Annotated in this window: 13 protein-coding genes; 8 read left to right on the plus strand and 5 right to left on the minus strand. The window is 52.0% G+C overall.

Translation table 11 applies throughout. The features are described from left to right. Positions 1-152 precede the first annotated feature (152 nt). The 5 genes from AC13H5_RS00840 (at position 153) to AC13H5_RS00860 (ending at position 3,932) form a co-directional block, all read left to right on the plus strand. Positions 153-812, plus strand: coding sequence for a type 1 glutamine amidotransferase domain-containing protein (locus AC13H5_RS00840; RefSeq protein ID WP_034780515.1), 660 nt, complete (start codon positions 153-155; stop codon positions 810-812). 109 nt (positions 813-921) lie between these two features. After that, positions 922-1,347, plus strand: coding sequence for a DMT family transporter (locus AC13H5_RS00845; RefSeq protein WP_034780518.1), 426 nt, complete (start codon positions 922-924; stop codon positions 1,345-1,347). A gap of 11 nt (positions 1,348-1,358) precedes the next feature. Beyond that, positions 1,359-2,030: a Crp/Fnr family transcriptional regulator gene (locus AC13H5_RS00850; protein WP_084592951.1), complete on the plus strand. Its 672-nt coding sequence runs from the start codon at positions 1,359-1,361 to the stop codon at positions 2,028-2,030. An 11-nt stretch (positions 2,031-2,041) separates the two neighbouring features. Further along, positions 2,042-2,518, plus strand: coding sequence for a DMT family transporter (locus tag AC13H5_RS00855; RefSeq protein WP_131471707.1), 477 nt, complete (start codon positions 2,042-2,044; stop codon positions 2,516-2,518). Between the two features lie 88 nt (positions 2,519-2,606). Further along, positions 2,607-3,932 carry a hemolysin family protein gene (locus tag AC13H5_RS00860; RefSeq protein ID WP_138860144.1) on the plus strand — a complete coding sequence of 442 codons (1,326 nt, stop codon included), beginning with the start codon at positions 2,607-2,609 and terminating at the stop codon, positions 3,930-3,932. A 10-nt stretch (positions 3,933-3,942) separates the two neighbouring features. Here the strand turns inward: AC13H5_RS00860 and AC13H5_RS00865 are convergent, their stop codons facing one another. Both AC13H5_RS00865 and AC13H5_RS00870 read right to left on the minus strand, forming a co-directional pair. After that, the gene (locus AC13H5_RS00865; protein WP_214797380.1) at positions 3,943-5,127 is read right to left on the minus strand and encodes a M20 metallopeptidase family protein; all 1,185 of its coding nucleotides are present in this window, start codon (positions 5,125-5,127) and stop codon (positions 3,943-3,945) included. Continuing rightward, a complete protein-coding gene (locus AC13H5_RS00870) occupies positions 5,118-5,570 on the minus strand; it encodes an NUDIX hydrolase (protein ID WP_138860142.1) in 453 nt (150 codons plus the stop codon). Before AC13H5_RS00870 ends, AC13H5_RS00865 begins: the two co-directional genes overlap by 10 nt. A gap of 138 nt (positions 5,571-5,708) precedes the next feature. On the opposite strand from AC13H5_RS00870, the gene AC13H5_RS00875 reads away from it, so the two are divergent. Both AC13H5_RS00875 and htpX read left to right on the plus strand, forming a co-directional pair. After that, positions 5,709-6,257 (plus strand): LemA family protein, encoded by a 549-nt coding sequence (locus tag AC13H5_RS00875; protein WP_034780526.1) that lies wholly within the window; start codon positions 5,709-5,711, stop codon positions 6,255-6,257. Between the two features lie 21 nt (positions 6,258-6,278). Next, positions 6,279-7,160, plus strand: a complete 882-nt coding sequence (htpX, locus tag AC13H5_RS00880) for a zinc metalloprotease HtpX (RefSeq protein ID WP_034780909.1) — start codon at positions 6,279-6,281, stop codon at positions 7,158-7,160. A 306-nt stretch (positions 7,161-7,466) separates the two neighbouring features. Here htpX and nagE read toward each other — a convergent pair whose 3' ends face one another. The 3 genes from nagE to AC13H5_RS00895 are packed head-to-tail and all read right to left on the minus strand — an operon-like array spanning position 7,467 to position 10,307. Continuing rightward, the gene (gene nagE / locus AC13H5_RS00885) at positions 7,467-8,954 is read right to left on the minus strand and encodes an N-acetylglucosamine-specific PTS transporter subunit IIBC (RefSeq protein ID WP_215191475.1); all 1,488 of its coding nucleotides are present in this window, start codon (positions 8,952-8,954) and stop codon (positions 7,467-7,469) included. Then, the gene (locus AC13H5_RS00890) at positions 8,951-9,799 is read right to left on the minus strand and encodes a PRD domain-containing protein (protein WP_034780531.1); all 849 of its coding nucleotides are present in this window, start codon (positions 9,797-9,799) and stop codon (positions 8,951-8,953) included. Before AC13H5_RS00890 ends, nagE begins: the two co-directional genes overlap by 4 nt. A gap of 19 nt (positions 9,800-9,818) precedes the next feature. Next, positions 9,819-10,307, minus strand: a complete 489-nt coding sequence (locus AC13H5_RS00895) for a PTS sugar transporter subunit IIA (protein WP_483546151.1) — start codon at positions 10,305-10,307, stop codon at positions 9,819-9,821. A 459-nt stretch (positions 10,308-10,766) separates the two neighbouring features. Between AC13H5_RS00895 and AC13H5_RS00900 the strand changes: the two genes are divergently transcribed. After that, positions 10,767-12,677: an endonuclease MutS2 gene (locus tag AC13H5_RS00900; RefSeq protein ID WP_483546152.1), complete on the plus strand. Its 1,911-nt coding sequence runs from the start codon at positions 10,767-10,769 to the stop codon at positions 12,675-12,677. Positions 12,678-12,735 lie beyond the last annotated feature (58 nt).

Consider the following 12,735-nt stretch of genomic DNA (forward strand, 5'->3'; position numbering starts at 1 on the left):
TGATGAGACCAGTATAGATGGTGGATGGATTTCTGCCGTTCTAAAAATAGGACCGGGTCAAAAAAAGAGTAGCGTTACGGGTTCCAAGGTTTGAATGAACTCACAGCGGGAACAACTCTTTCGTATGCTTAATTTAGAAGGAGGAATTTGCAATGTCTAAACATGTACTGATTGTCACGACTTCTGCGAATCAACTGGAGAACGGTCACGCGACAGGGCTTTGGCTCGAGGAGTTTGCTGCACCGTATCTTCAATTCGAGAAACAAGGTTATAAAGTCACAGTAGCGAGCATCGAAGGTGGAGACGTGCCAATCGATGCGAACAGCCTAGAAGGCGATTTGCCGCAAGAGGTGTTGGACACGAAGCACCTGTTGAAAGATACGGCGCGACTCGATCAAGTGGCCGATGACACGTATGACGCAGTCTTCCTTCCGGGAGGACACGGTACGGTCGTTGATTTCCCGAACAGTGAAACGTTACAGCGTGTCATCCGTGATACGTATGAAGGCGGAAACGTCGTCGCGGCCGTCTGTCATGGACCGATTGGACTCGTCAACGTTAATTTGAGCAACGGAGATCCGCTCGTCAAAGACAAGCGCGTGACAGGATTCACGGATGCCGAGGAACGCGAGATGCAGCTTGACTCAGCGGTACCTTTCCTCCTTGAATCGGCGATGCGCGAGCGCGGTGGAAAATTTGATGGCGCAGACAACTGGGCTGTCAACGTAACGGTCGACGAACGTCTCGTTACCGGACAAAATCCGCAATCTTCAGAACAAGTCGGAGCAGAAATCGTCAAATTGCTCGGATAATCCCACAGACAGCTTAGGTTACTCCTAAGTTGTCTTTTTTTCGGACATATGTCCTTTTCAAGCCTTCTCATCTCACGTAAAGTCAGACGAGGAGATAGGAGGAAATCGGATGGGTCTGTTATTTGCCGTGCTTTCGGGCACGTTCATCGCATTGCAAGGGATTTTTAATGCCAAGCTCGGCTACGCGGTCGGTGCTTGGATGTCGGTCACGGTCGTTCACCTCGTTGGTCTTGTACTTGCTCTTCTCATTTATGCGTTCAAGCGGGATGCAGACATGACGGCGTTTCGGCGCGTACCTTGGTACTATAGCTTGGGTGGTCTGTTCGGGGTGTTTGTCGTTTTCGGAGAACTGACCGCTATTCAACAGCTCGGTGTGACTTGGGCGATCTGCGTCTTGCTCGTCGCCCAATTGATCGGGGCGTTTTTGATTGATGTGAACGGATGGTTTGGTGTGAAACGGAAACCGCTCAACCAAGGTCAGCTCACAGGACTTGCCTTGATGGTCGCCGGGATTGGCATTTACACGTTCACGTAAGGGGGAGACGGATGAAAGTAGAGGCAGCACTAGAACGACTCGGGTGGGCCCACCTGTTCTCGGAACAAACATTAGAGGCATCGACGATTGTGACGTATCCGTCCGGAGCGATGCTCTGCACGAACGATAACCCGATCGAGTCTCTCTTCGTCGTGTTAGAAGGGCGTGTCAAAATCTATACGTTGAGCGAGGAAGGCAAGTTGCGCTTGCTCCGTTTAAAGATGGCCCCGACATTGATTGGGGATATCGAATACGCCAGCGGACGCAACGTACTCCACACGGTCGAGGCCGTCGGGGCAGTAACCTGTCTGCGCGTGCCGTTTGATGTGCTCCGCACGCATAACCGAACGATCGAGTTCACGGAGCATCTTCTGCGCGGCGTATCTGAGAAACTGTTCATCGAGGCGAATGCCTCGTCGAACCATCTCATGTCGACACTCGAAGAACGATTGGCGGGATATCTCGTCTCGCTCAGCGAATCAGGGAACGACTTGTTCCAAGACGAGATGAGTCAGTTGAAACGAAAAGAAGTGGCGGAATGGCTCGGGACGAGTTATCGTCATTTGAATCGGACGTTACAATCGTTCGCGGATGAAGGACTCGTCGAAAAGACGCGGACAAAAGTAACGATTTTAGATGCGACTCGATTAAAAGAACGTGCCAATGGCATGTTGTACGAATAAGGAGGCAACTCATGATAGTAGGAATCATCTGTTCGGCGGTAGCCGGCGCATTCATTAGTGTACAAGCTGCAGTCAATGCCAAAATGAACGCCCATCTGGGGGCATGGGCGACAACGGTGCTCGTCTTCATCGTCGGCTTGCTTGGATCGCTCGTCCCACTCGCTTTGTTCGGTGGTAATGTTCACGGCGTATTCGAAATCTCGCCGATATACGCGCTCGGTGGGTTGCTCGGGGTCGGTGTCGTCTTCTGTGTGATGCGAAGCATTCAATTGCTCGGACCGACGCTATCGGTGTCCATCATTCTCGTATCTCAGTTGATATGGGCGCTCGCCGTCGACTTAACGGGAGCGTTCGGGATGCAACAGTTGTCACTGTCCCCAGGGCAGGTCATCGGGTTGATGGTGTTGCTCTTAGGCGTCATCGTCTTCAAACAATCTCAAGCGGCGGCCCTGCATCAGGAAGCCGCACCCGAAGCCACTTCACGTTGAAGGGGCTTTTTTCTTGAGTGAAACGGGTACAGGTGAATAACAAATCTTTGATATGATGAGATTGTAGTACGAAATATACGCAGAGGTGATGAAAACAGTGGATTCTTCCATAGTGATCGATTTACTGATCGTTTTATTCTTGATCGTGTTGAACGGGATTTTCGCGATGACGGAAATCGCACTGATCTCGTCCAAACCGGCCAAACTTGAAGTCGAGGCGAGCCGTGGTAAACGCAGTGCCGAAATCGCACTCAAGTATTCAAAAGATCCGACCGACCTGTTATCGACGGTCCAAGTCGGAATCACGTTGATCGGTATCATCAACGGGGCTTACGGGGGTGCGCGTTTCTCGGCGCCGCTCGCCGATGTGTTCGCCAATCTTGGCATGAGTCCCCAGTACGCACCGACCGTCGGTTACGTCGTCGTCGTCACGATTATTACGTATTTGTCGCTCATCATCGGTGAGCTCGTGCCGAAACGGATTGCGCTCGTGGCTCCGGAAAAAGTCACGATGGCGATCATTCCGGCACTCGACTTATTTAGTAAAGTGATGCGACCATTTATTTGGATTTTGTCGAAGTCGACACTTTTCCTTTTCAAATTGCTTGGCCTGAAAGCGGAGCAGTCGAGTGGTGAGACCGAGCTCGAAATCAAGCAACTCTTGTTCGAAGGAGCCCAGCAAGGGGCATTCGCACACGAGGAAGTGCAGCAGGTCGAGCGTGTGTTTGCGTTCCATGACCAGCTGATTTATGAATTGATGCAACCGCGGACGACGCTGGAATGGGTCGACCTTGAAGACGATATGGACGATATCAAGAAATCGATTTATGAGAGTAAACACAATAAACTCCCGGTCGGGCGCGATACGCTCGACGAGTTCGTCGGTTATATCGATGTCCGTGACATTTTGACATTATCGACGCTTCGGGAGCCCTCACAAATTTTGAAGCGAATCAAACAACCACTCATCGTCCCAAAACAGCGAGAAGCGAGCCAAGTGTTGCAGATGATGCAAAAGAATGGCGTCGAAATCGCCTTCGTGCTCGATGAGTACGGCGGATTCCTCGGGATGGTCACATTGTTCGATATTCTAGAAGAAATCGTCGGCGAAGTGATGATTGAAGAAGAAACACCGGAAGTCGTGCGCCGTGAAGACGGTTCGTACTTGGCCGATGGTTTGCTCGGGATTGAGGATTTGAAGCGGACGTTCGGAATTCGAGACAATCGTTTTGATGAAGGGCGTAACTCGTATCATACTCTTGCCGGACTTGTTATTTATGCGCTCGGCGATTTCCCAAAACGGGGAGACGTTGTCGAAGCATATGGTCTTCGATTCGAGGTCGTCGATATGGACGGCAAACGTGTTGACCAAGTGCTCGTATCGATGTTGCCTGAACAAACAAAAGAAGACTGACGCCGCGGCGTCAGTCTTCTTTTTTAGGCGCGTTCCATGTCTCGAATGCCGCCTGCATGAGGACGCGGGCGGTATGAAGCATCGCCCGTTCGTCCACATCGAAGCGGGGATGATGATGAGGGAAGACGGCACCGACTTCCGGGTTACCGGCTCCGGTGAAGAAGAAGCTGCCCGGTACGTGTTGCATATAATAGGCAAAATCTTCTCCGACCATGAGCGGGGACATCTCGATGACGCCATCGGTGCCAACGACGCGAGCGGCGCTGCGACGGACGTGATCGGTCTCGATGGGATGGTTGATCACGGCGGGGTAGCCCCGGATATAGTCGAGCTCGTAGTGCGCTTCGCTCGCCGAACAGATATGGGCGATAGTCCGCTCCATCTCGGCGATGATGCGTGTTTGCGTCTCCGGTGTGAACGTCCGTACCGTGCCAGACAGCTTCGCTTCATCGGCGATGACGTTGAATGCCTGACCGGCAACGAACGTGCCGACAGTTAAGACGGCCGGTTCGAGCGGGTCGATGCGACGACTGATGACTTGTTGCAACTGGCTGACGATATTCGTTCCGACCATGACGGCATCGACCGTGTGTTGCGGGATGGCCCCGTGACCACCTTTGCCTTTGACGGTCAGTTCGAAGCGATCAGCCGCGGCCATGATCGGTCCCGTCTTCACACCAATCGTCCCGTATGGAAGCGGGGTCCAAATATGAGAGCCGTAAATATAATCGACACCGTCAAGACATCCATCTTCGATCATCGGTTTGGCCCCACCTGGCGCGAGTTCTTCCGCGAACTGGTGAATGAGGACGACATCTCCCGGAAGGTCGATTTCCGTGAGTGCTTTCGCAAGGACGAGCAACGTCGCCGTATGCGCATCATGACCGCAAGCGTGCATCGAGCCATTTACTTTCGAGCGGTACGGGACGTCCTTTAAATCTTGAATCGGCAAGGCGTCAAAGTCGGCCCGAAACGCGATGGTCGGGCCTTCGCCGCCATGAATGCGTGCGACAACACCGTTGCCACCGACATGTTCGCGCACATCGAGGCCGAGGTCGCGCAAATAAGCTGCAATCGTCCGAGGTGTCTCTCGTTCTTCGAATGAAAGTTCGGGATGTTGATGGAAGTGGCGGCGGAGCGTCACCATCTCGTCGTATAGCTCAGTCAAGCGTGAATCGAGGTCAGTCACAAGCATGATTTACACTCCTGTCCGTTGATCATTTTTGGTTGAAGCAAGGTCCATACGTCGTGTGAATTCAAATCGTCGAGAATCGGACGATGTAATAAGGTTTGCGCTTCGTCAGCCGTCACCCATCTGGCATCACTGTGCTCCTCGGAGAGGGTGACGGTCGTCGCGACCGGGTGAGCCAAGTACGTCATGATGACGACTTGACGATCCGGGGCGGTCAAAAACGTCGTGGCGTACAACAATTGCTGGACCGCCACATGCAAACCGGCCTCTTCGAACACTTCCCGTTCAAGAGCGTGTTCGAGCGACTCGCCAAAGTCGAGTTTGCCTCCGACGAGTTCCCACGTGCCGGGATTGACCTCGTCATCATCAGCTCGTTTGATGATGAGCATGTGGTCGTCTTGCACAATCACCGCTTTCACGGCAACAACGATGGTAGGAACGGACATGATGACACTCCTTTGTATGAATTCGTGAGAGAACCCACAGCATATATGAATCATTTTCTACATATTCCCTAAGTTATGCTTATGGTATACGACAAAAGGGAATTAATACAGGAGAAAATCATGAAATGAGGTGTCGAAATGGGTTGGATTATCGCAATCGGTATCATCGTTGTCTTGGCGTTCATCTATTTTTCGATGTACAACGGACTCGTCAAATATCGGAACTGGGTCGACGAGGCGTGGGCACAGATTGATGTGCAGCTGAAACGGCGTTACGATTTGATTCCGAACTTGGTCGAAACGGTAAAAGGCTATGCCAAGCATGAGCAAGAGACGCTCGCAAAAGTTGTTGAGTTACGGAATCAACTCGGTTCGAAGACGAGCCGTCAAGAACAGATGGAAGTGAACGATCAATTGAGCGGCGCATTGAAGAATTTGTTCGCGCTTCGGGAGGCATACCCAGATTTGAAAGCGAACGAGAATTTTAAGATGCTCCAAGAAGAATTGACGCAGACGGAGAATAAAGTCGCCTATTCACGGCAGTTATATAACAATACGGTCATGAAATATAACACGAAAGTCGAATCGGTCCCGACGAACATCATCGCCTCCGTCCATAATTTTGAAAAACGCGACATGCTCGAAGCACGTGAGGAAGAACGCGAAAACGTGCGTGTCTCATTCTAATGGATTGGGGTGGCGACGATGATCCTGTATGAACAAATTCGTAAAAATAAAATCAAAACCGTGTTCATCGTGGCCGGATTCGTCCTGCTCGTCTTGGCCGTTGGAGTGGTCATCTCATATTTGAACTATGGTGACCCGCTCCCAGGCCTCATCTTCACTCCGGTGTTCTCGTTGTTTTATATCGGGATTGTCATCATGTCGAGCACGAACATCGTCATGAAGATGAACCATGCCCAAGAAATCACCTCGGTCGACCAGCACCGATTTCTGTGGCATACGGTTGAGAACATGGCCATGGTCGCGCGTGTCCCGATGCCGCGCATCTTTATCATCAATGATGCGTCACCGAATGCGTTCGCGACCGGCCTGAAACCAGAGAAAGCGGCCGTCGCCGTGACGACCGGACTGCTCGATCAGTTGACGCGAGAAGAAGTCGAAGGCGTCATCGCCCATGAAGTCGCCCATATTAAAAATTACGATGTGCGATTGGCGACAGTGACGCTCGCCCTCGTCTCGGTCATCGCCATCATGAGCGATATCGGCTCACGGATGCTCTTCTTCCGAAGTGTCGGTGGACGCCGTGACAACAACCAAAACCCGATTTTTATGATCGTCGGGCTGGTGTTATTGATTCTTGCGCCGCTCATCGCCACGCTCGTCAACTTGGCCATCTCGCGAAATCGCGAGTTTTTGGCGGATGCGAGCGGGGCCGAGTTGACGCGTAATCCGGATGCGCTCGCGTCGGCGCTAGAGAAAATCGCGAATATCCAAACACCGGTGAAGGAAGCCTCTCGCGCCTCGGCGTCGCTCTACTTTTCAGACCCGCTTAAGAAAAAGCTGAGCGGTCTGTTCTCGACGCACCCGAACCCGGCTGAACGGATTGCCAGACTTCGCAGTATGTAGCCTATACGAAGGTCCTCTTTTTAGAAGAGGGCTTTTTTGTACGTGAATAGGACCAACTCATTTCGCAAATCCAGTTTGTATCAATATTAAATGGGAATGATAGTAAAAAGAGGATGAAATGGAGGAGATTCCATGTTTGAGTCGGCACTCGAGTTAGGCATTGTCCTATTTTTATTGATTTATTCCATCACGGTTTCGCTCATGTTGATGTCAGTCAAAAAGAAGAGCTGAGTGAACGACAATTTTACAAAACATATGAGCAAAGGCAGTAAAAAGCCACCTCGCGCGCGAGGTGGCTTTCGTCAGTTATCCGGCGCGATGGCTCCGGAGTTTTTCAATCTCTTCGAGGACAAATTGGACGTTCGTTCCGACGATGACTTGAATATGGTTCGGGCTGACAACCTTGATACCAGGGATGCCCGCTTTCTTGATTTGTGCTTGGTCGACCGTATCCATGTCTTTCACATCGACGCGGAGACGTGTGACGCATGACTCGATGCCTGTGACGTTTTGATCGCCACCGAGACCATCGTAAATCATCGCTGCCATCGCTGAATATTGACCGCCGGCAGCGACTGGAGCCGTCTTCGTTTCGCCTTCAGGAGTCGTTTCCGTTGCGACCGCGTCAACCGCTTCGTCTGACTCACGGCCTGGCGTTGCCAAGTTGAGCTTGACGATCATGAAGCGGAAGATGACGTAGTAGATGGCACCGAAGACGAGACCTTGAACGAGCAACATGTACGGCTGGTTCGCGAGCGGTAACCGTGAGCTGAGGACAAAGTCGACAAGACCGGCGCTGAAGCCGAATCCGGCCGTCCATTGGAACGTCGCCGCGATGAAGAGGGAAACCCCTGTCAAGACCGCGTGGACGAGGTAGAGAACTGGTGCGAGGAACATGAACGAGAATTCGAGCGGTTCCGTGACACCTGTGAAGAACGATGCGAACGCTGCGGCGAGAAGGAGCGAGGCCGCTTGTTTTTTACGTTTTGTTTTCGCTGTATGGTACATGGCGAGGGCTGCTGCCGGAAGACCGAACATCATAATCGGGAAGAACCCGGCTTGATAGCGTCCAGTAATCCCTTTCACACCTTCACCTGACCAGAAGTTACCGATATCGTTAATGCCGGCCACATCGAACCAGAATACCGAGTTCAAGGCGTGGTGAAGACCAGTTGGGATTAACAGACGGTTGAAGAAGCCGTAAAGGCCTGCCCCGATTGCACCCATTTTAGAGATCGTTTCCCCAAATCCGACGAGTCCTGTGTACACAACCGGCCAGACGAAGTAAAGGGCGACCGAGACGAGGATCATCGAGAATGCCGTCATGATTGGCACGAGACGCTTCCCACTAAAGAAGGCGAGTGCATCTGGTAGCTTCACATGACTGAAGCGGTTGTACATTTGAGCGGCGACGATACCTGACAAGATACCGACGAACGCGTTGGCAATTTTACCGAACGCTGGGTTGACGGCTTCGACGTCGACACCTTGGAACAAGGCGACCGTTGCCGAAGACAAGAGTGTCGTGACCGTGAGGAAGGCGACAAGTCCGCTTAGAGCGGCTGAGCCGTCACGGTTTTTCGCCATCCCGAGGGCGACCCCGACTGCGAAGAGAATTGGAATGTTATCGATGATGGCTGCACCGGCTTTGATCAAGAATGCGGCAGCGATGTTTTCAGAACCCCAGCCGACCGGGTCGATCCAGTAACCGATCCCCATGAGAATGGCAGCTGCAGGAAGTACCGCAACCGGCAACATGAGGGAACGTCCGAGACGTTGTAAAAAGTTCATCATTGTGAATGTCCTCCTTTTTGATGGTGTTGATCTTGCAGGCGTTGAATGTGGAGCGTGATGTAACCAAGCTCTGATTCGGGCAAGACGATGCCGTATAAGTCTTCCATTTCGTTTGCGACGTCAGACGCACATGCATAGGCCGACGAGAACTTCGTTTGAATCATGAGAAGCATATCTTCGTCGATCGTATGGTGATCGTAATGGTTGACCCGATCCATGACGAATCGTAAATGAGTTAATAAGCGTTGATAGGATAAGTCATCTTCTTCTATAGATAGATCGAGTCGTCTCGAAATCGATTGAATCATGTCACGTACGATTGTCGTCTGTTTGACCGTCTTGCGTAAATCACCTCCCTTCACTTTTAGTGTATGGATGTGTAGCGCAATGAAGGCCGCCTCATCTTTCGGCATCTTCACGCCGAGTTTGTCCTCGATGAGGTGAAGCGCCCATAACCCGATTTCGTATTCGTTGCGATATAAAATTTTAATCTCGTTCAACAGCTTGTTGCGGAGCGAGATGCCTTCTTGCTCGCGCTCGATGGCAAACGAGATATGATCGGTGAGCACGATATGGATGTGTTCGTTGAACGTCGTCTCGAGCCGTTTTTCCGCATGCGAAATGATTTCTTCTGAAATCGTGAAGTGCTCAATCGGAATCCGTGTCAGTAGTTGTTGAAACTTATCATTCTCGGACATGACAAACAGCTTTTCCACCTTATGCGGATTGACAATATCGTTGCGAGCCTTCTTGAACGCGACGCCTGGTCCGATGGCGATTTTCTCTTCGCCCTCGTCCGAGACGATGACCGCGTTGTTGTTTAAAATCTTTTTAATTTTTAACATGTGTCCTCCTAACGAGGAGTCATTTTTCCGCTTGAGCGACGACGGTCTTCCCGGGAAGCGATGGGCCTCCTGCATGGAACGAATACGGGTGCTCTAACGTGCTCCCGTTTGTGATGACCATCGGAGTGACCGTGTCTTTTCCGGCTTGTCGGATTTGTTCCAAGTCGGCCGTCAACAGTGGCTGTCCGGTCGTGATCGTGTCACCGACTTTGACGTGGACGTTGAATGGGCTACCCGCAAGTTCGACCGTATCGAGTCCGACATGAATCAAAATTTCAGCTCCGTCTCCCGAACGGATACCGATCGCGTGCTTCGTCGGTGCGACCTGAATGATGGTTCCATCTACCGGTGCGACGACCGTTCCGTCCGTCGGCATGATGGCAATCCCGTCGCCCATCATCTTCTCGCTGAAGACGGGGTCGGTCACTTCCTCAAGTGGAATGATGTCTCCTTCCATGGGTGCGTAAAGTGTCAGTGTATGTCTCTTCATCCACTTATTCAATAACATGTTCGATTCATCCTTTCGCTTGAAAAATGATTGTGAAAAAACAAAACAGGCATGGAGTATAGACGGGTGGCGTGAGCCTTTCGTCTTACCCCATGCCTGATCGAATCAGTCACATGTGATCATTATTCGTTTCGTCACCCTCAAGATAGCACGCCGATGTATAGATATCAAGACCTAATTTGAAAGCGTTCTCTAGAAATTTTACTTCTTCGAAAATCTGTTGTATAGTTAGGGCGAAACTGAATGGGAAAGGTGTTGCATGTTAATGAGTGAGGTTGTATCTGCCTAACGAACTGAAAAATGTTGGATGACGCGTCTTTTTGTCATGCCTTCATGTTCTGTTACAGATACCGCCCTTCATAAACTGCCAGACACCGGTCTGTCTTTTTGCGTTGGTCGTCATCGGCCGACGCTTTTTGTTTGCGCGGTATCTCCATCACAAAATAAGGAGACTCCATCATGAATGAACAAACATTAGACAAACTACAATACAACGACTTGATTCATCACGTCGAACGATACTGCATCAGCGGATTCGGACGCAACTTGTTGCGAAACCAGCGTCCGACAAGCCATCTGCAAACGGTGAAAAAACGGCTTCAAGAGACATCGGAAGCACGCGCGATTCTCGACGCGACGTCACACGTCCCCTTTATCGGGGTGTCTGCTATGGAACCGCTCATCGGTAAAATCAGCCGTGGCATCCAGCTCGAGGCAAGCGAACTCGAAGCCGTCGCCGAATTTTTCCGCGGGGCCCGGAAACTGAAGCGGTTCATGGCCGAGCAGGCGTTCTTTGCCCCACTCTTGTCCCTTTACGCGGATGAGATGAGCGAGTGGCGCAGCATCGAGGAAGACATCGTCCAATCGATTCGTGGGGGACGGGTCGTCGACGAGGCGTCCAAAGAATTGAAACGCGTCCGCAAACAAATCGACATTCTCGAAGGACGGATCGAGGAGCGGTTGAGCAAGTTCTTGAAGAGCGCCGCAAACCGGGAAGCGATTCAAGACGGCTTTGTGACGAAGAAACAAGACCGATTCACAATTCCAATCAAAGCGTCATATAAACATAAAGTCGCTGGGGCAATCATCGACACCTCGAGCCGAGGGACGACCGTTTTCATCGAACCAGAGGCGGTCGCGAAGTTGAACGCGGAACTCGTCGTCAAACGAACGGAGGAAGCGGTCGAAATCTATCAAGTGCTCGCCACGCTCACCGGCATGGTGGCGGAAGCGTTGCCGACCATCGAGGCGACGCTCGACGTCATCGCCCAATACGACATGGTGTTCGCGAAAGGGAAGTATAGCCAAGCCCTCGATGGCATCGCCCCTCGCGTGAACGCTGTCGGGAAAATCCGTTTGAAACAAGTCCGCCATCCGCTCCTCGAACGGGCGGTCCCTCTCGACTTCTCGCTCGGGGACACGTACCGCGGTCTGATTATCACCGGACCGAACGCCGGCGGGAAGACGGTCGTCTTGAAGACGATCGGTCTGCTCAGTTTGATGACGATGAGCGGACTTCATATCCCGGCCCATCCGGATACGGACATCTCGACGTTTGACGACGTATTCGTCGATATCGGGGACAACCAGGACATGGGTTCGGCGCTCAGCACGTTCTCGGCCCATATGCATAACGTGGCGAACATCATGCAGAAGGCGGGGAAACGGTCGTTACTGTTATTCGATGAGATTGGAAGCGGGACCGAACCGAACGAGGGAGCGGCCCTCGCCATCGCAATTTTAGAGGAAGCATATAAACGAGGTTGTCTCGTCGTCGCCTCGACCCATTACGGCGAAATCAAAGCGTACTCCGAGACGCATCCTGACTTTATGAACGCGGCCATGCAGTTCGACCCAGACACGCTCGAACCAAAATATCGGTTGTTGATTGGGCAGTCCGGCGACAGCAACGCCTTGTTCATTGCCCGGAAAATGAAATTGCCCGAATCGATTTTGAAGCAGGCGGCCCGCTATATGCACGACAAGTCGTACGACCAGTCGCTCGTCGATCCGGCACGTCTGACGCAAGCAGTCGTCTCATCCGTCATCGAACCAGATCAAGTTCTGTCAAAAGGGGACCGGATCCGTCTGCTCGAGACGAATCAAGTCGGACTCGTCTATGCGATGGACGCATCGTTGCGCCAAGTCACCGTGTATGTCGACGGTGTCTTCAGCGAGCATCCGCTCCGTCGGGTTCGGCGTGAGGCGAAAGCGCTCGACTTGTATCCGGCTGGTTATGACCTGGAGACATTATTCGTCGATTATCGGGACCGGAAAGAAGCCCACGACTTTGCTCGCGGTTCGAAGAAGGCGCTCCGTCGCGTCGAGAAAGAGATTCGGGCGCGGCAACGTGCCGAACGAGGCGAATGAGTGTATCCGGGAGGACACTCGGGTAAGGAACAAGGACCGGGAGTCATCACGTACAGTT

The sequence above is a fragment of the Exiguobacterium sp. FD-YE-25-4 genome (genome assembly GCF_057004685.1).

Coding starts and splice junctions, on each gene's coding strand:
- AC13H5_RS00840 (WP_034780515.1), top strand. CDS start 153: ATGTCTAAACATGTACTGATTGTCACGACTTCTGCGAATCAACTGGAG.
- AC13H5_RS00845 (WP_034780518.1), top strand. CDS start 922: ATGGGTCTGTTATTTGCCGTGCTTTCGGGCACGTTCATCGCATTGCAA.
- AC13H5_RS00850 (WP_084592951.1), top strand. CDS start 1,359: ATGAAAGTAGAGGCAGCACTAGAACGACTCGGGTGGGCCCACCTGTTC.
- AC13H5_RS00855 (WP_131471707.1), top strand. CDS start 2,042: ATGATAGTAGGAATCATCTGTTCGGCGGTAGCCGGCGCATTCATTAGT.
- AC13H5_RS00860 (WP_138860144.1), top strand. CDS start 2,607: ATGAAAACAGTGGATTCTTCCATAGTGATCGATTTACTGATCGTTTTA.
- AC13H5_RS00865 (WP_214797380.1), bottom strand. CDS start 5,127: ATGCTTGTGACTGACCTCGATTCACGCTTGACTGAGCTATACGACGAG.
- AC13H5_RS00870 (WP_138860142.1), bottom strand. CDS start 5,570: ATGTCCGTTCCTACCATCGTTGTTGCCGTGAAAGCGGTGATTGTGCAA.
- AC13H5_RS00875 (WP_034780526.1), top strand. CDS start 5,709: ATGGGTTGGATTATCGCAATCGGTATCATCGTTGTCTTGGCGTTCATC.
- nagE (WP_215191475.1), bottom strand. CDS start 8,954: ATGATGAACTTTTTACAACGTCTCGGACGTTCCCTCATGTTGCCGGTT.
- AC13H5_RS00890 (WP_034780531.1), bottom strand. CDS start 9,799: ATGTTAAAAATTAAAAAGATTTTAAACAACAACGCGGTCATCGTCTCG.
- AC13H5_RS00895 (WP_483546151.1), bottom strand. CDS start 10,307: ATGTTATTGAATAAGTGGATGAAGAGACATACACTGACACTTTACGCA.
- AC13H5_RS00900 (WP_483546152.1), top strand. CDS start 10,767: ATGAATGAACAAACATTAGACAAACTACAATACAACGACTTGATTCAT.